22 protein-coding genes are annotated in these 23,538 nt (G+C 38.2%); 4 read left to right on the top strand and 18 right to left on the bottom strand.

The window, feature by feature from the left end:
* Nucleotides 1-137 precede the first annotated feature (137 nt).
* The gene (locus tag P2Q73_RS17145; protein WP_275789349.1) at nt 138-692 is read left to right on the top strand and encodes a helix-turn-helix domain-containing protein; all 555 of its coding nucleotides are present in this window, start codon (nt 138-140) and stop codon (nt 690-692) included.
* Between the two features lie 91 nt (nt 693-783).
* Here P2Q73_RS17145 and P2Q73_RS17140 read toward each other — a convergent pair whose 3' ends face one another.
* The 18 genes from P2Q73_RS17140 to P2Q73_RS17055 all read right to left on the bottom strand — a co-directional run bounded on the left by P2Q73_RS17140 (nt 784) and on the right by P2Q73_RS17055 (nt 18,142).
* Complete coding sequence (locus P2Q73_RS17140; protein WP_275789347.1) at nt 784-1,164, bottom strand: DUF1761 domain-containing protein; 381 nt, start codon at nt 1,162-1,164, stop codon at nt 784-786.
* A 15-nt stretch (nt 1,165-1,179) separates the two neighbouring features.
* A complete protein-coding gene (locus tag P2Q73_RS17135; RefSeq protein ID WP_275789345.1) occupies nt 1,180-1,635 on the bottom strand; it encodes an SRPBCC family protein in 456 nt (151 codons plus the stop codon).
* A gap of 253 nt (nt 1,636-1,888) precedes the next feature.
* Nucleotides 1,889-3,013, bottom strand: coding sequence for an acetylornithine transaminase (locus tag P2Q73_RS17130; RefSeq protein WP_275789343.1), 1,125 nt, complete (start codon nt 3,011-3,013; stop codon nt 1,889-1,891).
* Nucleotides 3,010-3,789 (bottom strand): acetylglutamate kinase, encoded by a 780-nt coding sequence (gene argB, locus P2Q73_RS17125; RefSeq protein ID WP_275789341.1) that lies wholly within the window; start codon nt 3,787-3,789, stop codon nt 3,010-3,012. The genes P2Q73_RS17130 and argB overlap by 4 nt, the downstream gene beginning before the upstream one ends.
* Nucleotides 3,752-4,978, bottom strand: a complete 1,227-nt coding sequence (argJ, locus tag P2Q73_RS17120; RefSeq protein ID WP_053590480.1) for a bifunctional glutamate N-acetyltransferase/amino-acid acetyltransferase ArgJ — start codon at nt 4,976-4,978, stop codon at nt 3,752-3,754. Before argJ ends, argB begins: the two co-directional genes overlap by 38 nt.
* A 45-nt stretch (nt 4,979-5,023) precedes the next feature.
* Nucleotides 5,024-6,058, bottom strand: coding sequence for an N-acetyl-gamma-glutamyl-phosphate reductase (argC, locus tag P2Q73_RS17115; RefSeq protein WP_275789338.1), 1,035 nt, complete (start codon nt 6,056-6,058; stop codon nt 5,024-5,026).
* A 216-nt stretch (nt 6,059-6,274) separates the two neighbouring features.
* Entirely contained in the window at nt 6,275-7,336 is a 1,062-nt protein-coding gene (locus P2Q73_RS17110) for an anti-sigma factor domain-containing protein (protein WP_275789336.1), read from the bottom strand.
* Entirely contained in the window at nt 7,336-8,094 is a 759-nt protein-coding gene (sigI, locus tag P2Q73_RS17105) for an RNA polymerase sigma-I factor (protein ID WP_275789333.1), read from the bottom strand. Before sigI ends, P2Q73_RS17110 begins: the two co-directional genes overlap by 1 nt.
* A 394-nt stretch (nt 8,095-8,488) precedes the next feature.
* Nucleotides 8,489-9,169 (bottom strand): hypothetical protein, encoded by a 681-nt coding sequence (locus P2Q73_RS17100; RefSeq protein WP_275789331.1) that lies wholly within the window; start codon nt 9,167-9,169, stop codon nt 8,489-8,491.
* 180 nt (nt 9,170-9,349) lie between these two features.
* Nucleotides 9,350-10,279 (bottom strand): DMT family transporter, encoded by a 930-nt coding sequence (locus P2Q73_RS17095; protein ID WP_275789329.1) that lies wholly within the window; start codon nt 10,277-10,279, stop codon nt 9,350-9,352.
* A gap of 15 nt (nt 10,280-10,294) precedes the next feature.
* Nucleotides 10,295-11,740: a sodium/pantothenate symporter gene (gene panF, locus P2Q73_RS17090; protein ID WP_275789327.1), complete on the bottom strand. Its 1,446-nt coding sequence runs from the start codon at nt 11,738-11,740 to the stop codon at nt 10,295-10,297.
* Entirely contained in the window at nt 11,737-11,997 is a 261-nt protein-coding gene (locus P2Q73_RS17085; protein ID WP_275789324.1) for a YhdT family protein, read from the bottom strand. The genes panF and P2Q73_RS17085 overlap by 4 nt, the downstream gene beginning before the upstream one ends.
* Before the next feature lie 264 nt (nt 11,998-12,261).
* Entirely contained in the window at nt 12,262-13,521 is a 1,260-nt protein-coding gene (locus P2Q73_RS17080) for an efflux RND transporter periplasmic adaptor subunit (protein ID WP_275789322.1), read from the bottom strand.
* On the bottom strand, nt 13,518-14,195 hold the full coding sequence (locus tag P2Q73_RS17075) for a hypothetical protein (protein ID WP_275789320.1): 678 nt from the start codon (nt 14,193-14,195) through the stop codon (nt 13,518-13,520). Before P2Q73_RS17075 ends, P2Q73_RS17080 begins: the two co-directional genes overlap by 4 nt.
* A 15-nt stretch (nt 14,196-14,210) precedes the next feature.
* Nucleotides 14,211-15,593: a S41 family peptidase gene (locus P2Q73_RS17070; protein ID WP_275789318.1), complete on the bottom strand. Its 1,383-nt coding sequence runs from the start codon at nt 15,591-15,593 to the stop codon at nt 14,211-14,213.
* Between the two features lie 323 nt (nt 15,594-15,916).
* Complete coding sequence (locus P2Q73_RS17065; protein ID WP_275789495.1) at nt 15,917-16,732, bottom strand: flagellin N-terminal helical domain-containing protein; 816 nt, start codon at nt 16,730-16,732, stop codon at nt 15,917-15,919.
* A gap of 438 nt (nt 16,733-17,170) precedes the next feature.
* Nucleotides 17,171-17,626: a hypothetical protein gene (locus P2Q73_RS17060; protein ID WP_056828011.1), complete on the bottom strand. Its 456-nt coding sequence runs from the start codon at nt 17,624-17,626 to the stop codon at nt 17,171-17,173.
* Nucleotides 17,627-17,755: 129 nt separating this feature from the next.
* Nucleotides 17,756-18,142, bottom strand: a complete 387-nt coding sequence (locus P2Q73_RS17055; protein WP_056828013.1) for a hypothetical protein — start codon at nt 18,140-18,142, stop codon at nt 17,756-17,758.
* Nucleotides 18,143-18,311: 169 nt separating this feature from the next.
* Here P2Q73_RS17055 and P2Q73_RS17050 point away from each other — a divergent pair, with 169 nt between their 5' ends.
* From P2Q73_RS17050 to P2Q73_RS17040, 3 genes are all read left to right on the top strand, one after another.
* Nucleotides 18,312-18,704 (top strand): helix-turn-helix domain-containing protein, encoded by a 393-nt coding sequence (locus tag P2Q73_RS17050; protein ID WP_056828016.1) that lies wholly within the window; start codon nt 18,312-18,314, stop codon nt 18,702-18,704.
* A 507-nt stretch (nt 18,705-19,211) separates the two neighbouring features.
* Complete coding sequence (locus tag P2Q73_RS17045; protein ID WP_275789315.1) at nt 19,212-20,792, top strand: hypothetical protein; 1,581 nt, start codon at nt 19,212-19,214, stop codon at nt 20,790-20,792.
* A complete protein-coding gene (locus P2Q73_RS17040) occupies nt 20,789-23,503 on the top strand; it encodes a DEAD/DEAH box helicase (RefSeq protein ID WP_275789313.1) in 2,715 nt (904 codons plus the stop codon). The genes P2Q73_RS17045 and P2Q73_RS17040 overlap by 4 nt, the downstream gene beginning before the upstream one ends.
* The last annotated feature ends 35 nt before the right edge of the window (nt 23,504-23,538 follow it).

Genomic DNA, 23,538 nt, shown 5'->3' with positions numbered 1-23,538 from the left:
TGGAAAAAAGATGCAAAATAGAGTATAAATATTCTTCATATTAAGAGTTTATTAGGTTTGTTGGTGTTTTATTACAAAATAGATTAGCATGTTTAATTATTCTGCTAATTGAATATTTATTCAAAAGGGGTGTTTTTTTGGAATTTCCAAAAGAAGAAGTTGGTAAACGAATTAGATATTTACGGAGATTGCAAGGACTCACATCGGACGAGCTTGCGAAACTTGCCGGAGTAAGTCAAAGCATGATTTCTCAAATAGAGCGTGGACAGGTGTCTCCATCGCTTGAGACACTCTGGAAATTGAGTCATAGCTTGAATGTACCGGTATTTTCTTTTTTCGAAACAGAAGAAACAAACGCCGTGACGATTTCCCGTGCAGGAGAAGCGAAGAACATTAAACGTGTACGCCCCAATGTGAGCTATGAACTGTTGTCGCCAAGCTCTGGTAAGCAGATGAGCTTTTTCAAGATGATCGTGGAGCCTGGAGAAGATATAGAAACTCCACTTTTGTATCATTCTGGCGAAGAATGTGGAATTATGCTGGCTGGAAGTTTACGTATTGAGGTAGAAGGTGAGATACATACGATTCACGAGGGAGATAGTATTTATTTTGATAGCTCGTTGCCGCACAGGTTTACGAATGTTGGGGATGAGAATGCCGTGGCTATTTGGGCGATGACGCATAGTTTTTAAAGGTGGATGGGAGGCTTCTCGCTTAGGCGGGGGCTTTTTTTGTTATGTGAAAAAAAAACTCTCTGATTGACTCAAAGAGCTTTTTTGATATTTATGCCAACCAACCATGTAAAGCGCCTAGTAATGTAAAGATAACAAGGTGATCACATATTGCTATTAGTGTTGATTTTTTCGAAATCAAACCAAACAACGAATTTTTCACATATACCATTTTGATGATAACTCCAATGATGAAACCGATTAGGGCTCCTTGAAGTAAAGTTTCTGCACCGGTTGTGTTTATAAGAATCGCTATTAAAAAAGAACTGATGAATGCATTGATGACCGAATAAATGTATTTTAACGGACCTTCTGTTTGTTTCACTTTCTTATTTCCTAGTAAAATCGAATAATAGATTGTTCCATAGATCATATACAAAAGTCCGCCAATAATGATCGCTACATAGTTTAAATTGCTCCAGTCAATAGACATGAAAATCCTCCTAGCTTATAAATCTTTCAATGCTTCAGTACGAACCAATTCCACGAATCCGTCAACTACTTTTTCATTGCTTTTCTTTGGACCTAATTTAATAAACGCTTTCCCCATGAGGTTAATTCCTTCATTTTGTCCGGTATAAATGAACCTTGTGGATTGTTTATCTAGCTTGATGAGTGTATACGCCGCTTGAATTTTAAAGGTTTTCGCAAGTGTAAATTCAATTTTGTTGTGTTTTTTTTGGTCCGTGTTTTCGTGCTCTATGTCCGTCACGATGTAAGTTTCGGTTCTTTTTCCTTCTCTATAGGTTTGCTCATATGTTGAACCGACAACTCCCTCTTTTATTTCTAAAGGTTTGTGTTCCACTATATTTGGCATTATCCTCTGGATGTTTTCTAGCTGAAAGAGATTCCATACAGTTTCGATTGGTGCAGGGATGATAATTTCTTTGTTCCAAGTTAGCATTTGTTTACCCCGTTTCAAAAGTAGTGGTAAATAAGATTTGGTGCTAATTACCTAAAGCGTACCATAGAAATTTGTTGAAACAATAGGTTTGTCGTGTTCGCAGGGGTGTTTGTCGCTTTCAATGTGGAGTATGTCTTGTTCACGGCTTAGTTTGTCTCGTTCCGCCATATTTTAGGAAATTTAAAGGACCTGCCTAATAGGCAGGTCCTAATTTGTGAATAGCGGTTCGCAGAGCGCTTTAATTCAAGGTGTATTATTTTAAGATAGAAGCAAGTATAGTTACCGCTTGGTCAATTTCTTCCAATGAAACGGTGAGTGGTGGTAGGAGTCGAATGACGTTTGGTCCTGCTGCAACTAGAAGTAGTCCGGCTTCTTCAGCTTGCGTTATATACGGTGCTGCTTCCTCTTTGCAAACGATACCGAGTAATAATCCCGAGCCCACAACCGGATATTCAGGTAGCGCTACTTTTAGTTTATCCAAAAAGTAGTTAGATTTTTCATTGACTTCATCTAAAAATTTTGTAGTAAAAACATTGTCTAGCACTGTTTGTGCTACTGCTACTGCTAATGGGTTGCCACCGAATGTTGTACCATGTGTTCCAGGGCCGAAAGAGTCATGTAAAGCACTCGTTCCAAGCATTGCTCCGATCGGAAATCCTCCTCCGAGTCCTTTTGCTAACGTCATAATGTCAGGTTTGAGTACAGTTTGCTCATATGCATAGCGAGTTCCTGTGCGGCCGATGCCTGTTTGCACTTCGTCGATTATTAATAATATTCCTTTGGATTTGCAAATGTCAGCGATTACTTGAGCGAATTCAGGCGTTACTTGGTTAACTCCACCCTCCCCTTGGATCACTTCAAGCATGATCGCCGCTACTTTGTCGTCGATAGCCGACTCCAGTTGCTCGATGTCATTGAACGGTACTGTTCGGAAAGTATCCAGCAAAGGTCCGAATCCATTTCGAACTTTGTCTTGGCCAGTAGCGGACATTGCACCAAATGTACGTCCATGGAATGATTTTCCAAATGTGATGATAACGTGTTTTCCAGTATGTTTGCGAGCTAGCTTGATTGCCGCTTCATTCGCTTCGGCTCCACTGTTACAGAAAAATGCGTGTGCTAAATGCGTATCTTTTACTAAGGTTGCAGCTAGCTGTTCCTGTCCAGGACTTTCGAATAAATTCGAAGTATGCCATAGTTTTTCACTTTGTTGTTGAATTGCTTCAACAATCGCCGGATGTGCATGACCGAGGCTTAGCACTGCGATACCACTTGTAAAGTCGAGATACTCTTTCCCTGTATCATCTACGATAAGCGTCCCTTTCCCTTGCACTAAATGAACTGGTCGACGTGCGTAATTTTGAAATAAAGAACTCACACTAGTACCCCCTGATGTAAAATGGTTGTTCCTTCTAGTTGCTCCCCGACAATTTGAACGGAAGGAATACCTGCAGCTAAACAATCGAGTGCTGCAGTCACTTTTGGAATCATTCCTCCGTAGATTTCTCCAGATGTAATCCATTCCGCAATTGCAGAGGAAGTTACAACTTGTTGCACTTCCCCTGCAATTTTAATGCCAGGTGTATCTGTTACGAGCTGGAGACTTTCCGCTTTTATTGCGAGTGCTATTTTATTTGCTACTGTATCAGCATTAATGTTGAGTGGTGTGCCATTCTCGGTGCAGCTTATGCTCGAGATCACTGGTGTTATGCAGTTTGCTAGTATTATTTCTAGCATTGAGCAGTTTACTTTATTTATTTCTCCGACAAAGCCGTAAGTTTCTTTGTCTAATAACGTACATTCTAATAAATTGCCATCATATCCGCTTAAGCCAATTGCTACAATCCCGCTTTTATTCAACTGATGAACAAGTGTTGGATTGACTTGACCGACTAGGGTCGACTGGACGATTCCGATTGCTTCTTCAGATGTGACTCGAATGCCGTTTATAGAGGTTGACGTTATATTGTTTTTTGCGAGTTCTTTATTAATCGCAGGGCCTCCGCCGTGGACGATGATTATCTCCTTGCCAGCAGCTTGGAGTTTTTTGAAATTGGTGAAGAAGTTTTCATTTAACCCCTCCAGCATGCTTCCACCAAGTTTGATGACAATACGTTTAGGAGCGATAGGTTGCGTTGATTTGGACGTAGTCATATGTCAAATCGCACCCCCATGCAGTTCCTTGGCCATCGCCTTGATGTATATCTACGAAGATTTTTACTTCTGGTTGTTTTAAATAGACGATCAAGTCATCCTCTGAGAAAGCGACAGGTTCACCGTTTTCTACAACTTTTGAAGTCCCAATATGAATCGTGATTGCGTTAGGATCAAGGGTAGCTCCGCTATAGCCAACTGCTGCGATTATTCGTCCCCAGTTCGCGTCGTTTCCGAACACAGCTGTTTTCACAAGTGGCGAACCGACAACTGTTTTAGCTATTTTGCGAGCTTCTGCGTCAGTAATTGCTCCCTTTACTTCTACTTCAATAAGTTTTGTTGCACCTTCTCCGTCTTTTGCAATCATTTTCGCCAATTCTTGGGACACGATGTGTAAGGTTTGAACGAAGTTTTCCCAATCAGGATGCTCAGGAGTAAGTGTTTCATTTTCTGCCATTCCGTTTGCCATGACAATTACCATGTCATTAGTTGATGTATCGCCATCGACAGTAATAGCATTGAACGTCACGTCAGTAATTGATTTTAGTGCTGATTGCAAATGTTCGGATTCAATGTTTGCATCCGTTGTAATGAAGCCAAGCATCGTCGCCATGTTTGGTTCAATCATGCCAGAGCCTTTTGCAGTTCCAGCGACAATCACTTCTTTTCCATCAATCATTGTTTGATAGGAAGTGTTTTTCGTAACGGTGTCTGTCGTCATTATTGCTTGAGAGAAGGACATTGCCCCTTCTAACTCATCTACTGGATCCAATTGTTTGATTCCTTCTGTTACAGGATCCATTTTCATCAATTCGCCGATGACGCCTGTTGATGCAACTCCAACTAGATTCAGATCGATCCCTAGCTTTTCGGCAGTTAGTTTTTGCATTGTATAGGCATCTGCCATTCCTTGCTTGCCTGTGCATGCGTTGGCATTACCGGCATTGACGATGATTGCTTGCATTTTACCTGTCTGGTACACCACATCTTTTGTAACAAGTAGTGGCGCCGCTTTAATAGCATTCGTCGTGAATACACCCGCAACGCTTGCTGGAACCTCGCTGACTAGCAGAGCGAGGTCTTTTTTCTTATGCTTAAGGCCGCAGTGAATGCCAGTCGCTTTAAATCCTTTTGGTGATGCTATATTTTTATATGAAATACGTTTCATTGCCATGGTGGTTATAGCCATTTATTTTATTCCTCCTAATCAGCGTTTACGCTGAACTAATTAATGTTAAATGAATAATGGGACGTGCTTGAGGCCAGTTGTTTGATCGAAGTTAAATTGAACGTTCATGTTTTGAATCGCTTGACCAGCAGCTCCTTTGACCAGATTGTCGATAACCGATACTACGGTCGCGCGGTTTGTGCGCGGATCAACCTTGACATGAATGTCGCAGAAGTTGGAGCCATATACTTGATTTGTTCCGAATTTGTTAGTTTCTTTTATTATTCGAACGAATGGATGATTTGCGTAAGTTTCTTCTAATGTATCGATTAGTTGTTTTTCTGTTACACCTTCGTTTACGGGAGCATAGCTTGTTGAAAGAATTCCTCTTGTCATCGGTACAAGATGAGTAGTGAACGTGATCGTTGAATTTTGATTGGCAAAGAGGCTAATTGCTTGCTCGATTTCCGGGATATGTTGGTGTTGATGTAATTTGTATATGGCAGTATTTTCATTCGTTTCACTGTAATGTGTCATTTGCCCCGGCTTGTTACCCGCTCCGGATATTCCACTCTTCGCATCGATAATAAGATGTTTTACGTCGATAAGGTTTTCTTTCAAGAGAGGAAGTAATGAGAGTAAAACCGCTGTCGGATAGCATCCTGGGTTTGCGACTATATCAGCTTGCTGAATGTTGGTTTCGTTCCATTCCGTCAGACCATATACGCTTTTCTTAATAGCTTCAATAGGAGCTGGTATTTTTTTATACCATTGCTCATATTGGGTTGGATCCTTCAGACGGAAGTCACCAGATAAATCAATGAGCTTTGGACCTTTATCTATTAATGATGGAAGTAACTCGCTCGATACCCCTGAGGGAGTGCTCGTAAAAATCACATCATACTCTTTTAATCTATCAGGCTCTATTTTTAATAACGGCTGGTCATGAATATTCAACAAATGTGTATATTTATTCGAAAACACGTTTCCTTCATCTGAAGAAGTGAACAAGTCCAGTGTCCCTATTTCAGGATGTGTATGCAAAAATCTAATTAACTCAAGCCCACCATAGCCAGTTGCACCAATAATTCCAACCTTCATTTTCTTCACCTCTTCAGTAAGTTAGAATCTATTATAATACTGCATAAATATAAAGTCAATCGTATTTTTATAATTTTTTTGATTATTTTATAGATTTATGAATACAGGAAGAATAATATTACAGAAGTGTTACTGGTGCCTGGCACCAGTAACACCTCTGTAACACATTTTTACCATAGAAAAAGGAGCGAATTGAGGGATTCGCTCCTTTGTCGTTTAGTTGTTTCCATTTCCGTTATTGTTACCATTACCATTGCCTTTATTGTTATTTTCTTGATCCTTTTGGGATTTTTCATTTTCTTTTTGTGTTTTTTCTGTATCTTTTTGCTGTTTTTCTTTTTCTTTATTCATTTCTTTTGCTTGGTTTTCGGTAGGCTTAACGTTGTTATTTTGTTGATTTCCTTTTTGTTCCGGAAGCTTTTCTTTTTGTAATTCTTGCTTTTCAATTATCTTTTCTTGTTGCTGTTTAATTTTTTCATGTTGCTCTTGCTGTTTTTGTTCGATTTTTTCTTTTTGCTCTTGTTGTTTTTCTTTATTGGATTGTTCGTCTATATTGTTTGGGTCGTTGCTGGATGGTATCTTTTGTATATTATTCTCTTGGTTAACTGGAATACCATTGTTTCTAAGATTATCTTTTATTTTATTTTCGTTCTCTACTTCTTTTAACTTTTGAATGGATATGTCGTGTTTGTCAGCTTCTTTACGTTCTTCAATGGTACTTTCATTAACTATCCAGTTTTTGTCGGTGTGCTCGCTTTGTACTTCTTCAACTGCTACTTCTATAATTTCTTTCATATCAGATGATTCTTTATTATTTTCGTATATAGTTGTTATTGCTATTTCTTTTGCAAGGGGACTTAGTTGCTTTACTATGTTTGACAATACGATGTCCACTGGGTTCCCCTCCCAATCTTCGAGCATGATAGGAGCGGTATCATTTAGCGACCGAAGCGTCACTACTAATCCCTCTTGATCAACCCCTAATTCTACTGAATTGTTTGCATCCAATTGAACATAAGCTTGTGCTGTTCCTGGGTTTGGGATAAAGGATGCTATCACAAATAGAAGAAACATTGCTGCAACAATAACCGGAGCAAGAAAAGAAGGTTTTGTCCATTTCCTATTAAGCGTAGTTACCCCCATTAAACGGAATTCAACTTCTTGTCCAATTTCAGGATTCGAAATGATGGGAACGCCTCGAAGAAATTTACCTTCCTTCGTTAGAAAAATCATATATTTAGTTTTCTTTTCGCAAACAATGCCTTTATAAGTGCGCATCATATGATTTCTCCTTTTACATACTCTTTTATATAATCGAAGTCACTTTTTAACAGTAAAGCAACTGCTATTATGTATTTTCTATGCCGTTCTAAAGTTTTTCGTGAGACCTCGACGATTTCTTCCATTTCTTTCAATGGTAATCTTTTATATTTTATAAGAAATTCATAGAATTCTTCTGTCTCAGCGATAATTTGCGCAGTTTGAAATGCTGTTTTTCTCGCATCCTCATGCTTTGGAGCAACTTTTGCTAAATCTTCAAATGATAACCCGAAATCTGCCAGTAGTTTAGTATAGCGAGAAATTTCTTCTCTTCTTGCTTCTGCTTGCTGTTCTTTTGAATAGGAATCAAGCGCTTGAGCGTCGAATAACAGTTGGTGCTCCGTTGCTGCATCTTCTCTTGATGCATGTATTAAAAGAACTTTCTCTTTTCGGACAGATTCTTTGCGAATAAAATCGATGATACGTCTCTTTATAATTAAGTGTGCATAAGTTTGCAACGATGCATTTTCACTCGGGTTAAAGCTCATGATAGCTTCATGAAATCCATTCATAGCTACACTAAATTCTTCGTCATGTTCATCAATTGATCGTTTACAAACAAAGGATGCTGTTTTTTTCATAAATGGGGTAAAGGCAAAAAGAAGGTCATTTAAAACCTCCTCATTCCCTGCTTTTGCCATTTGAGCAAGTTCAGTCGTTATTTCTGTTTGTTTTGTTTTCGTTTTAAAAATCCCTTGAATAATGGACAAAAGCATACATACCCTCCCGTTCTCATCTTTCCCTTAGCCTATCATTGTAACTGGCTGATTGGAGAATGAAAAGCGGTTAAACTATAAATAGTTCAATCTTCGTCATTATTATAGTACTAGCGATGTTATTCTATTATTGCTCTAGTACTATATTATTCGTTCGTCATGATACATTTGTGGGGGTGGCTAGAGGATAATTTTTATGTAGAAATATAAATAGTAGTTTTTTATATTGATTGAAGATAATACATTTAACAAAAAGGAGGCTCTTAGGAACCTCCTTTTTGCAGTTGTTTTGTTTCCCTTAAATAATAGACGAAATCATACGTATCTACACGTTTTTACTTCATCTAAAGTACTGGGTTAAATAAAATTAAAATAGTGTATTGATAAAGAGGATTTATTTGTCTTCTTTATTTTTTTTATTTTCTTGTTTTTCAGCTTTTTGTTCTTCTTTTAAAGCTTTTCTTTCTTCTTTATGCTCTGTTTGAAGTGCTTTACGCTCTTCTTTTTGCTCAGCTTTAAGAGCTTTGCTTTGTTCTTTTGCAGAGTCCTTTGCAGGTTCTTCTACAACAGGTTTTTCAGCTACTGGTTTTTCCTCTACTGGTGTAGGTTCAACTGTTACAGGTTTTTCTTCAACCGGTTTCTCAACTACAGGTTCCTCTGTTTTCGGTTCTTCTACTGTAGGCTCTTCAGCTTCTTTTTGTGCAGCTTCAAATTTAGCGATTGCTCTTTCAGCATTACGTTTAATTGCTGCTTTTGCAGTCTCACTTCCAGCATTTTCATATGCTTTTGAAAGTGCTGCTAGATTTCCAGCAGTGTAACCTTCAGGAATTTCAATTCCAATAGAATCTCCTGTAGTAACTTCTCCTCCAACAGTGTCTCCTGTAGTAACTACTCCCCCAACAGTGTCTCCTGTAGAAACTGGAGCTGTTGCCGTAGTTTGCTCTGTTTCTTTAGTCAAATCTTTTAAATTCACCGTATCGAACAAATTTTCATTCGCCCATGCATAACTTGCGCCTGTTACTGTCATTGTTGCAACTAATAATGCTGCACTTGTTTTCTTCCATTTCATCTGCATTTTAGAATCACCTCGGATAGAATTTTGTCCCGTACTATGTTCGGACACTATATTATTCGTAATAAATTCATATCTTGTGGGGGTGAAGACAAAAAAATAATATTACAGATGTGTTACTGGTGCCTGGCACCAGTAACACATCTGTAATATATTTAAGGAGTATATAGTAAGGAAGCGGTTTTAACTGCTTTTAGGTTGTTGCATTTTTTTCTTTTTATGTTTTTTCCATATATCCTCGGCTGCACCGGATCCTAGCATTACACCTGCTACGATTAGGAAGAGCCCGATGAAATGGCGATAGTTTAGTATTTCACCTAAGAAGATGGCAGATAGAATCAAAGAGAATAATGGATTTAAATTCATAAATATAGCCGATTTTGTTGCTCCTGCTTTACCTACTGCGTAATTGTACATGAGATGTCCTATCGCTGTCGAAAGTACGGCAGATGCTAAAAATAGAACCCAAAAAAGAGGCTTTGTTTCAGTAAATGTGTAGATACCTCTTGGTTCTTGCACTAAGCTGATAACTATTAGCACAACTGCTCCGATTAGTAGCATATAGGCAGTGAGCAATCTTGGGTCAAGTGTTCTCGCTGCTTTACTTACGACCATATAGCTCAGTACTTGCGCTAAAATTGCGAGGAACACATAGAAGTCCCCAAGGTTGGCACCGCTAGACTCTCCACCTCCTACTAAGATGGATACTGTCACCCCAGATAGACCTAGTAAAAGGCCGAGCCACTGAAATCGTGATGGGAAATATTTTAATATTATCGCACCTGAAATGGCTGTAAGCATTGGACCCGTCCCTAAGATTAGACCTCCGTGAGTTCCACTTGTAATCGCAAGCCCCATGTTTAAAAAATAATGATGGAGCACTACATTGGAGAGCGCCCCTAATAATATGTATTTCCATTCTTGTTTCGTTGGCATTCGTAGGAGATTCATTTTCCATAAAATGACCAGCACTACTAGACCTGCTGTTAAAATCCGAAAAGCTGTTAGGGTAACTGGGGGCACTACTGTTACTAAATATTTAAGTATCGGTAGGTTTGCTCCCCAAACGAACATGACGAACACGAGCATTAAATATATATTCCATTGCTTCATTTGAGGAACTCCTTTTTAAAATTGGTATTTTGTTCTTTTTATTAATAAACTACACACGACATATGCAAGTAGCGATAAGATAACTGGCACGACGACCGTTTGCACACCGAATAAATTGCCGTTTGATTGATTGTAAAAATGCAAAGCAATATATGAAACAATTCCTGTGACCATGGATGCTACCGCTCCGTATTTATTGCCATAAGACCAATAAAGTCCAAGGACGACTGGCCAAATAAAGGCTGCTTCTAATCCACCAAACGCAAAAAGGTTTAAGAAAATAAGTAAGTCAGGAGGATTCAATGCTAATAAAAATACAACAGACCCTAATAGAGTCGTCACCCCAAAGCTTAGATTTTTAACCATTTTCTCGCTTGCGTTCGGATTCAGATAGTTAATATAAACATCCTTTACAATAGAAGAACTCACTAGAATAAGCAGGGAGTCAACTGTCGACATAATCGCGGCAAGTGGTGCAGCAAGTACAATCCCTGCAAGCCAAGCAGGAAGTACCTTTAGTGCTACAAGTGGAATTACCGTATCCGGAACTTCCACACCAGGTAAAATTGTACGTGAAAAAATACCGATTAAATGCATGTTCAGCATAATAAAACCAGTTACAACCGTTCCGATTACAAGTGCTCTGTGCATAGAGCGAGTGTTTTTATAGGACATTGCACGTACTGCCATTTGCGGAAGTCCAACGACTCCTACTCCGACAAGTATCCAAAAGGAGGAAACATACGCTGCGGATAGGTTCCCTTCATTGCCGTATGGCGTTACCAGGTTTGGATTTTCAGCAAGCAGGTCCTGGATTATATTCGGCACGCCTCCGCCAGCAATAACTACCGCGATTAATAACACGAGTGTACCAATTACCATAACTCCACCTTGCACAGCATCGGTAACCGCAACAGCTCGGAAACCTCCGATTACTACATAAACCAATACGGACACTGCAAAAATAAATAAGGCTGTTGTATATTTCATACCAGTCAACGATTCGATTAAGCGGCCACCACCGACCCATTGTGCCGTCATCGCTGAAAATAAAAAGATAATCATACTAATTGCAGCAAGCAACACAACGGCTGTGCTGTTATAACGAACCTTTAGGAAATCTATTAACGTGATGGCATTATATCGTCGAGCTAAAATTGCAAACTTCTTCCCTAAAATAAGTAAGACAAAGTAACCTGTCACTACTTGGGTCATCGCAAGCAAAACCCAACCAAACCCCATTGTATATGCTGTTCCTGGTCCCCCCAGAAAACTTGAAGCACTTCCATACGTTGCAACCATCGTCATTGCCAGAACAAAGCCGCCAAGCTCTCTTCCACCTAAAAAGTACTCCTGCAAAAATCCTCCTGTAGATGATTCCAGCTTTTTACTAGACCAAAATCCGATGATAAAAATAATTGCGAGAAAAATAATAAGAGGGATAATAACGCCTATATTCACAGCTCTTCCTCCTCTTCTTCAAACGAAACATCCTTCAAAACAAATTTCGCCAATACAATAACCGTTACACAAATGAGAATAAAACCAACAATACAGCTATAGAAAAACCAATCCGGAAAACCAAGAATATAAGAATACTCTTCTACCGGTCGAGATCCAAGCCCATATGCAAATCCAAACCACCATATAAAATGAGCAATCGCAAGTCCAACTCCAATTAGTGCTTCCCGATGTGCAATTTTAAAACGAGGATCCATCTTTCCATCAACCCCTATCATTTCCATTCATTACTTCAGTATAGCGAAGTTAAATTAACTTGTTAACAAGTTAATACCAGAAACTTAGACTTTCTAAATATTACAACAGTGTTACTGGTGCCAGGCACCCAAACAAACACGAAAAACGTGAAAAACACGAAAAATAAAACAATCGCGAAAGTTGAAACTTTCGCGATTGTTTAAACTAACATGAATGTTTGGGTGCCTGGCACTTGTCACAAAGTACTTGTCACCTTACATTTCTTATTTATAAGTCAAGTATCTGATGTAGTCTTTCCAGCCGACTGCTTTAATGCTATTCCAAGTTGGAAGATCCATAGGGAATGGTAGGAATGCGGTTGAGTCATCCCGTTTTAGGTCTGCATTCAGGATTACCATGTTGTTCTCTAACCCTTCTGAAAGAATAGCATATTGTTTTAAGTCAAATGGTACTGTTACTGGAGTGCGCACGATACGACCTTCATTTGTTAATGTGTATATTTCAGCTTTTTGTTCTGCTCTGTTTAGAAGCCATTTTGACTTTACTTGCACTGCGTTTTCCACTTCATCTGTTGTGATGACGGAATTTATGTTTGCGGCAAATGGCAATTCTTCAGGCTGCTCATTTAATTGAATTTTTACTTCGTATAGTGGTTCTTTAGTTTTATTGTCTAATTGTTTGTATGCTTTAAGCCATTCTGACTTGTTGGCAGGCACTGCTGACTTCGTAAGTATACTACCTTCCGCTGCACCTTCTCGATGTGTGGAGTAGTTCATTACTTTTTGGCCTTCCATGATCTCGTGCCATTCTTTTTCATTGGCGAATGTGAGTACCGACTTTTCATTCGTATATATACGAATGAAATAATGACCGTCTCGTTCTTCCATGCTCGCCACACTTCCATCAATCGGACTTAATAATGAGAGATCTCCTGTTTCTTGACTAAGCTGCGTTGTGACAATTTGTAGCTTGCGATCAACTTCCGCAAGTTTTTGCTCCGCTTCAGCGATTGCTTGAGCGTAGTTACCATCTTGCGGAACATTCACATCTACTTGGACATTGACGTCAATCACGTCATCGTTCGTCGTGCCTGTTGTGGAGCCTTCGCCATAGGAAGTGGCATCCGATCCTGCACGTTCCGATTCAAGTGAGCTTATAATTTGTTGAAGCTGTGACTGCTCCTGCATATATGCTTGCTGCTCTGCTTCCCAAAGGGTACGCTGGTTATCGGCAGATTCTGTTTTTAATTGCGCAAGTTCTGCCCCTTGTTGGACAATATCCCCTTCAGCAATTTTGAAATCACTAACTGCCTCCGCTTCAATTGTAACAACCGTTTCTTTCGCCGGAACTATTAGCGATTCTTTTTCTATCTCTTGCGCATACGTATTCGCCTGAGCTCTGTCGTATTCTTCTATATAATAGCTTCTAGCCAATTGGCTTTTTTCTGAGAATAAAAGAATGGCATTTGCAGCAATAAATGTAGAGACAACAATTGCTATACCTATAGTAAATCCCTTATTCATACAGATTGCCCCCCTTCAAACCAAGTTTCAAATGGGATTATATGAAATCCTGCTGAAACGAGAGCAAGTACGATTTGGATAACTATTAAAATGATCAATAGTTTACGAGTAGACATTTCTGTGAACGAACGCAGAAAATGAAACTGAATCGCGATGATCAGTCCAGTGATTAACGTTAAATAATTAAAGAAATGAATGAAAAATTCATTATCTAAAAACGTTGCTGCCAGTGGTCCAAAAGACAAAATTGAAAATTCGGTTGTGTAGCCAACTATAGCATAAATGAAAAAGTTTAAGGCTTTTTCGATTAATAGTAAAGCGACAACGAATAGTTGCAATACCGCCACTTTAGATAAATCAATACTAGTTATTTTATGTAAGAGAAAGGCAATTCCAAAAAAATGAAATGCCATATATAAGATTGCCCAAATGAATACACCGATCAAGGAGACAATTCTTGCTACCGAATAAGTGTCCTCATATCCATTCGCGAAAATAGAGGTAAGTGCTTCTGTATTCATTCCCCATATATCTTGAAGTGCGAACAGGAGAACACCTAAAAGTGCGATAAACCATACTCGTTTCTCAAAGCTACGCATCGTGTTAGTCTTAAGCGAATCAATTAATTCATTTCTGTTGAAAAGATATTTCCAAAATCGAAATTCAAAAAACATTCCTTTGTTCCCCCTCTATGGTTGAACAGTTACTTCCACATAAGCACCGTTTTTCATCGCGGTCCCATTTTTCGGTTGAAAATTAGGATGGATGAGTAGTAAGTATGCTGCTCCTTTATCTAATGGTGCATTTGGTTTTACAACGAACTGCTTGGATGATTTTTGTTTAATCGTTATAGGCACGCCGTTGGTTTCACCAAGCTTTACTAACTCAATATTCTTTTGGTCCTTATTGTTTTTTATTTCTTTCGAAAATGTAACTGTAAATTCTTTTGTTGCTGGTATGTTCGAAAGTGTACGAATTTTTTTATACGTTTTGTTCGTTTCTAAAATTGTGTCTAAATGCGCTTGGGAAAGCTCCTTTCCTGCTTCCGTCACAACATTTGGAGTGACACCTGTTTTATTGATAATTGTTCCTTTTGGTCCAGTAAAAGATGCTACTGTCAACTTCAAGAAAGATCCATCTGACAACTCATAAAATGTCTGCATTGTTCCTTTTCCATACGTTTTTTGACCATAAAGTTTTGCAGATTTTTGGTCCAGTAAAGCGGCTGCCGTCATTTCAGAAGCACTTGCGCTATATCCATTTACAAGAACCTTTGTATTTTTTGGAAATAAGGACGCATGCTGTACAGATTCCACAAGCCCAGAAGGACCTCTCGTTTCAAGATAATACGCATGAGGGCTATTTGGGAATAACCCAATAAGTTCCTCAGCAGTAGGCACATACCCCCCGCCATTATTTGTTAAGTCAAGAATATATGAAGTAGCACCCTGCTTTTGCAATGCATTTTTTGCATCTTGAACGAGTTTTGCTCCATTTTCGGAGAATGAATTAATTGCGATATAGCCTGTGTTTCCATAAAGCAGCTTCTTTGTCACAACAGGTACATGGAATTTTTTGCGTGTTAACGTATACGATTCTTTTTTATTCGTTTCTTTTAAAACGATTAATCGAACCGTCGTTCCTTCTTTACCTGTAATGATCGATGACGCTTGTTGTATAGACATTTTTTCAGTAGAAGTACCGTTCACCTCTAAAATAATGTCTCCCGATACTATACCAGCACCAGCAGCTGCTCCACCATCAAACGTGCTAACAACCTGAATCCCTTTTTCATGCTCTTCAATGACAACACCTATCCCAGTTGTCGTATTGTTGATGGAATTTGTGTACTTTTCGTATTCTTCCTTTGTAAAATATGTAGAATAAGGATCCAATTGATTCATAATGTCATCAATCGAAGCGGCGCTTTGCAGATTAGTCGGAACTTCTCCCTTATAATCCTCACGCACAATTTGCTTCACTTCATCAAGTGGAGCACTAAGAGCGGAAACTGGAGCAACCAATATACTAAAAATTAATAGAATAATTGCAAAACCAGAAAACCTCTTCATTCCATTTCCCCCTTTTAAAGCTTATAAACCTATCATAACCGAAAATCTTCCATTCTGCCGTAAATTTATTACAGATATATTACGAAAAAATATACAATATGAAAAAACCAATCAATGGAAGTGCACAAAATACAACATATTCCAAATTATCAGGGTTTATTACAGGGATGTTACTGGTGCCTGGCACCTGTAACATCCCCTTAATAATACATGAACCTTAAAACGTAAGTATCTCTAGAATTAAAAACAATCGTGAAAGGATAGCTCTTCACGATTGTTTAGTGTGTTATATGATTTTAGGTTTTGCCTAGAAGTGGGCTGGTCTATTGTTTTAATAGTTGCAAGATAGATTGGGCTTGTTGCATGTGGAGTCTTAGCACATATTGGCCAGCTTGCATTAAGATATTAGCTTTTGTTAACGCCATCATTTCTTTTGCGATGTCCGCATCTCGTATACGAGACTCTGCTGCTGTTAAATTTTCTTCCATATTTACCGCGTTATTATATGCATGTTCCAGTCGATTCGTATATGCACCCATGCGCGAACGCTCACTAGACACTTTGTTAATCGCTTTGTCTAGTTCTCCAATCGCTTCATCTGCTTTTTCTCTTGTTGAAATCGAAAGATCATTAACTCCTGTGCTAACTGCTCCCATATTTCCAAAAGTTAGCTCGATGTGTTGTCCTGCATTTGCTCCTGCTTGAATTTTTAATGAACTTTGGGAGCCATCGAGTAGCTTTTTCGTATTAAATTCGGTATCTGTAGATATTCTAGTAATTTCTTTTTTTAATTCCTCAAATTCGATGCCTAGTTGTTCTCGATCATTGTCTGTTAGCGTATCATTTGCAGCTTGGACACTAAGCTCTCGCAATCTTTGTAGGATGGAGTGGGTTTCATTTAACGCACCTTCTGCTGTTTGAACCAGTGATATCCCATCTTGAATATTTCTTGCTGCTTGTCCGAGACCACGAATCTGCGCTCTCATTTTCTCGGATATAGCAAGACCTGCAGGATCATCTGCAGCTCGATTAATACGGTATCCTGAAGTTATTCGCTCCATGGACTTATTTGCAATTGCCCACTGGGCGTTCATATTTCTTATTATCGACAACCCAGTAGAATTCCACTTTCCAAGCATCTGATCATCCCCCGAAGCCCCTTTTAATATATATCGTCTTCTTCCAAATATTTTCAAGTTTTCTAGTAAATTTATTACAGGGTTGTTACTGGTGCCTGGCACCAGTAACAACCCTGTAATAAACCAGAAATATTGTTGTATTTTGATGATTATATTTAACTATTATGGGTAAACTATGGAAAGTTATATTTATATTATTTTTTGCATTTATACTTTAGTGATATTTCCCGGGAAATCTACAAATATGGAGGACAAATGACATGAAAAACGACAAATTCATAGGTTTAAGCTGGGGGGATATTTTGTTTGGATTATTTGGTTCGAGCGCTTTCGTATTAATTCTCTACTTTTTTACTTCCTTTTAACTTTTTGAATACATAAAAACACCTATCGAAAATTTACTTTTTTCGTTAGGTGTTTTTTATTTGGCTATTAGGTTCAAAGGTGGCATCCTCCATCAGTGTTCTTTATTTCTTGGATTTCATGGAATAATGCTTCGTTTCTATGGAGTAAAGAGTAATCAATCATTCTATTATAGTTTTCTTGTTCTAGTTGCTGGATGATTTCTTCAGCACCTTCTATTGAAGTCGAGACAGAATCATTATTCGTTGCCTCGATTATTGACAGTAAGTGGATATGAATATCAGAAACAAGTAATAGTTGGTAAAGTGGAAGACGAATGAATCGGTTTCCTTTTTGGAAAACGAATACTTCGGATAAATTCTCTACTTGCAGCGTTGTAGCATTTACTATTATTTCTTTTCCTTCTACAGGTATAAAGTGAAATAGTTCATCTTCTTTTCGAATGGAAAAATATTGATAGGCAAACACTAATTTTATTCTTCCAGCCTCGTGCTTTGTATAAAATGGTTTCATTAACTGTACTAGTAACATTTCATCCCCTCCCTCATGTTTAGAATTTTCTGACTTATATTAGTTTATCATATTTTATGATTTACGTGTAGTGCAAAACGCTAAAAAGCGAACACATTATTATGTATTCGCACTTCTTATTTCCTTATATTATTTCAATGACAAAACCTTAGCTGACTGTGGTCTATTTCTTCCAGAACCATATAGTAAGTAGCCTACTTTTCTTTCATTGTAGCGTACAGCAAATGTTTGAAACACTTTTTGAAGAATTACTGATTCTTGTGGCATTTCTTCACTCTCTAAGTAAAAGGAAAGTATTTTAGTTTTGAAGTTTAAATGCAAATCATAAATTGTAAAATCATCTGCTACTATCTGTTCAATACGTGTCGTTTCTTGAGTAGGATAACCAATAAAATACTTAATATCACTTGTTTTAACACCGACTATTTTTACTTCTTCCAACCACTGTTGTCGCTCATGATCTAGAAAATCAAGCAATGAAGGTATGTAAAACTGTATTTTATTTACACCACTCACTTCCTTTCTTATTGTATTAATACCTAATATTTACATCATTGTAATAGGATGTATGTTATCTTTATACCTTATTAATTGAATGGTTTTATTAATATCGCCAATTTGGCGATTTTCATATTTCACTTTCATTAATTAGATATTCTAGGTTCAATGATAAGGGGGTACTCGGATGCCTTTTCATGAACATATTCGTGAATATCGGGAACAATTAGAAATCACACAAATCGAAGCAGCTGAGCGTTTAGGCATTGATCATTCCGTTTTATCTAAATATGAATTAGGTAAATTGGCGATTCCCCTCGATTTATTGCCAGACATTCGAAGAGTTTATGCTATTCCTAAGGAAAAATTTATAGATATGCTGGAAGACAAACTTGGTAAAAGTAGAAATCCTGGCTTAGAGGCAAGAGAAAACAAGATTCGTTATGCTGCTGCTCTACAAAATGAATACATGCCATACATTATGAATTCAAAAGAGTTTCGACTTTTTATGTCTAAATTAAATGCTTTAGACAAAAAAGAAGCGAAGAAACTTTTAACTGAAGCTATAAAAAATAATTAAAGCTTATGCTACTTATTCTGCAAAAATTGTGGAATATAACAGCAAAAGCTTTTTTGTTTAGTTATATTACTGACTTATGTTTGGAAAATAGTCTCGGTTCTAGTTAGATTGGTCTCGCCTAGCACTTAATTTGTCTCGGTCCAAGCTGAATTTGTCGCGGTTAGCGATAATTTGGTCTCGCTTCTAGTGGAAATAGTCTCTTTCTGTCAAATAATGCCTAATTAATTTAATATTCTTCATTACATGAAGTTAACTCTTTACTATGAGAAATAGTCTCGCCTAGCACTCAATTTGTCTCGGTCCAAGCTGGATTGGTCTCGGTTAGTGATAATTTGGTCTCGCTTCCAGTGGAAATGGTCTCGTTCTGACATTTACTGGTCATTTAAGTTCCCCCTTCTTTTTTGGCCATCCACTCATCTTTTTGCCGAGGTTTGGAGCTATGCCTTTTATTAATGACGGTTTATACGTATAATGGAAGGAAAGCCTTTTTTCTTAGGAGAGATTTGTTTGAACCTTACTTCTTCCCAAAAACTAGCAAACCATTATAAAAAAAATATCGAGGAGTCCATGCAGACGTTTGAGAAGAAGTTTCATCCTGCCATTTTAGAGGATGAGGAGCTTATTCGTCGTGCTGCTTTTTTTGTTCGTAACAATGCTGTACTGGTGACGAATTTTTATCCACAAGATCACCGGGTGGATTTTATCGTGAGGGATGTCAGCAGTTTAGAGGTCTCTTACAATATTTTAGAAGATACTTTTCACTGTCCGTGTCCCATGCATAAGCCATGTCGGCATATTGTAGCGGCAGTTTTTTATTTGTATCAGCAAAATGAGTCATTATCGACATGGATTTCTAATTGGCGTTCTACTACGGATCAGGAACAATTAAAGCTACTGAGAGACGAGCGAAGTCCAAGAAGCTGGGATATTCTGATTGAGAACTTTTTCCGTAAATTTATTTCCAGTTATCCACCGAATAGCTTTTATCTTTTAGAGTTCGCTGTGCATGATTTACAGACGCAAATTCGCAAATCTCGACCTTTTGAACGGGAATGGCAGCCGATTTTCGATGTGTATGTTAACTTTGTCGTCTTAATGAAGGTTTGGCCGTATTTAGAACCATTTGCAGAGTCCAATATGCGAAATCGTGTGCTTCATTTTCTGAACGAATATATAGAGGATTTAGATGACTCACTTTCTCAGCTTGCTTCTAAGCCAAGATTATTTGCTGCAGATTCATTTTACGACGAATTAATGAAGCGAGTTCGCCATTTCTATTTTGAAATGGAAACACTGATGAGTTATCGAAAGCATGTCTATTTGTCTTTTTGGGATGCCCTTGTGACAGATAAGGTTACTCGTGAAAAGGAAGTAGCATATTTGCAAGCACTCGATAAAACAGAAGATGATATTCATCTAAATATGGTTCTTCCCTATTTTTATCTCACATTGTCTCGAATGGACGATTTAGTAAATGCTGCTGAACAAATGGAGACAGTACAGCTGTTGGAATGGGTCGAAGTTTGCGAGAAGGCACTTCATTCTTCCAACAAAGAACTTGCTAACCAGCTTGCTCGAAAGTTATTGTCACACATACCTTCTTATTTAAATGAATATGCTCAAAATCCATCCAGAGTGATGTTAATTCGTAGATTGGAATTGCTTTTTGATGCGATTCAATTAGACACAAACGAAATGGAGAAACTATACCAATCATTTGGCCTATATGGAGTTCAAGCGTATTCAAATTTATTAATAAAAGAAAGACGATACCAGGACTGGATGGCTCTCCATCATTCTGCTAACTCGTCACTGGAGTATGCCGAAGCTTGTGGCCTTCCAATCGTCAAAGAAGAGGCACCTGAAGTATTATTACCGCTCTATCATCATTATGCGATGCGCTTTCTATTGGAAAAAAACCGCTATAGTTATAAACAAGCGGTACGAATTTGGAAGAAAATGAAGCAAATTGCGAAAAAAACAAATGACACGGATTATTGGAATCAATATGTAGATACTATCCGGGAAAAATATCGCCGTCTACGTGCATTACAACAAGAAATAGAGAAAGGAAATTTGCCATTATGATACAACCTTTATCTATTACAAAAGAGCTGCCCTTGAAAATAAATGTGACAGAAAACAGGAACTTTCGCTTAATATCTATTGGTACATCAGCTGAACAATGGGTTCCTTCCTTATATATCAATCATCGCCAAAGTTTTTTTGGACTGCAGGCACAAATCGAAGAGAATGCTCTGATTGCTACTCCTGTTGAAATGATGGAGATTTTCTCAGGGAAAGCCCATCCTTTTATAACGTTTACAGGTGATAATTATGATTCTAATGAGTGGCTTCGAACTTTTAAAGAAGCGGCAACTACTTGGTCCTCACCTGATTTATGGAGCCAGCTTAATATTGATGGAGTTAACATTGAAGTAAATGCACCTCTCGAGGAAAAAGGAAAAATACTTATTGCAAATGCTGTCAAACAAAAGCTTTTTCAAGCAGGACTGACAATGGAAGATGTCCCATCGCTTGTTCCTTTCTTCCAGCAAGGTGGATGGCCAATTAAATCTCAGGCTACTCATCCAAGCTTAATGGTGGCTATACGGTTATCTGAACCTGATGAGTTTGATGATACATGGTTGTTGGAAACAGTAGTTCGTGGCAAAAAAAGCAGCGTGTATTGGACACCTTCCTTTCGGAAAAAAACTTTGCCAATTAAGGATGCTTTACCAGACAAATGGAATGCTTTTAGTGAATATATTGCTGAGACACAAGCTAAAATCTTTTCGCTCATATCTTCTATTGACCCATCTAACTTAGACATTTTCTTTTCTTCCCCATTAGCTGATGAGGAAGTACGTGTCTTCCTTAGAGATGACTTAGTGAAATTACAGGCGCTTGGATTCGAGGTTATCCTTCCTGCTTGGTTGAAAGCAGTGAAAGAAACAAAAATGCGTGTAAAAACCATTGCTCAAACAGCAAATACGTACAAAACAGCTGCTGGTCTCGATGAGATCCTAAAATTTAACTGGAGCTTTTCTTTAAATGGGCAGGAAATTTCTGCAGAGGATTTTCAAACGCTAGTGAATGAAAATCGTTCTTATATTCAAGCAGGCAATGAATGGTTCCGTATCGATGCAGCATGGATGCATGAAATCAGAGAACTCATGAAGAAATCGGAGGATGAAAACTGGACCGTTAAAGAGCTTTTATTCCGAGAGATACCAGAAGAAATTGCACTTGCATTAGATGATGATAATGATGAGTCAAATGAAGATCCTTTATTCGAATTTGAAATGCAAAAGTCTTTGAAATCATTGATGGATCAGTTATCAGAGAAAAAAGGATTTCCTGAAATCCCGATTTCGCCAAATTTGTTGACAACATTGCGTCCTTATCAACAGCTTGGTCTTGACTGGCTAGTGTTTATGCGAAATGAAAAATTCGGAGCTTGTTTGGCCGATGATATGGGACTTGGGAAAACAGTTCAGTTGATCTCATACTTATTGCATGTACATGAAAAGGAAGAACAGCCAACTCCGTCTCTTATCATCTGTCCTACATCTGTCCTTGGGAACTGGCAAAAAGAGCTTGCAAAGTTTGCACCATCTTTAAAAGTACAGACACATTATGGATCTGGACGTACGAAAGAAATTGATATGACAGCGGATGTTGTCATCACGACTTTTGGTACTGCAATGCAAGATATCGAGTCTTTAGAAGAAATCGTGTGGGCTAGTGTCACACTGGATGAAGCTCAAAATATTAAAAACATGCATACAAAACAATCACGTGCCATTCGTAAACTGAATGGTGCACATCATATTGCGCTAACTGGAACACCTGTTGAAAATAGATTGTCTGAGCTTTGGTCTATTTTTGATTTTATTCATAAAGGGTACTTAGGCTCTTTCCGTAAGTTCCAAGAAAATTACATTGTGCCGATTGAGCGCGATAATTCAGAATCCATTAAGCATAAGTTACGTGTAAAAATTCAACCGTTCTTATTAAGAAGAACGAAGCAAGATCCTGAATTGCTTCTTAACTTGCCTGAAAAACTGGAGCAACGGGAATATTGTGCTTTAACTACTGAGCAGGCTGCTCTATATGAATCGCTAATACAAGAAACGGTTAGTAAACTTGATACGCTCAGCGGCTTTGAGAAAAAAGGACTTATATTGAAAATGCTAAGCAAGCTTAAACAGCTATGTAATCATCCTGCCCTTTATTTAAAAGAGCCATTTGATGATGCAGAGGATATGCTCGATCGTTCCGAAAAACTTGCACGTATTGTGACAATGGCGGGAGAAATTGCCGCTAGTGGAGAGCAGTGTTTAATCTTTACTCAATATATTGGAATGGGCCACTTGTTGCAGCATTGCCTGACAGAGCTATATGATATTGATGCTCCGTTCTTAACAGGCAGTATGCCAAAAAATCAACGTGACCATCTTGTTGAAGCGTTCCAAGCTAAAGAGTTTCCAGTCTTTCTTTTATCATTAAAAGCAGGTGGAACTGGATTAAATTTAACCGCAGCAAGCCATGTATTGCACGCCGATCGTTGGTGGAATCCGGCTGTTGAAAATCAAGCAACTGACCGAGCTTATCGTATCGGACAAACGAACTTTGTTCATGTGCATAAATTTATTACAATCGGTACAATTGAAGAAAAAATAGACAAACTTCTTGTTGAAAAACAAGCATTATCAGAAGAATTGATTCATTCTAGCCAATGGATTACTGAAATGTCCGATACCGATCTAAAGGATCTTCTGACTTTATCGATCTAATCTACAGAAACTAAAACCTGACCGTGCTTCTTCGG

Origin of the sequence: Bacillus sp. Cr_A10, assembly GCF_029222665.1 — a bacterium.
Taxonomy (GTDB): Bacteria; Bacillota; Bacilli; order Bacillales_A; family Planococcaceae; genus Psychrobacillus.
Note: the sequence above shows the minus strand (reverse complement) of the source record. Positions and strands in the feature narration are given on the sequence as shown.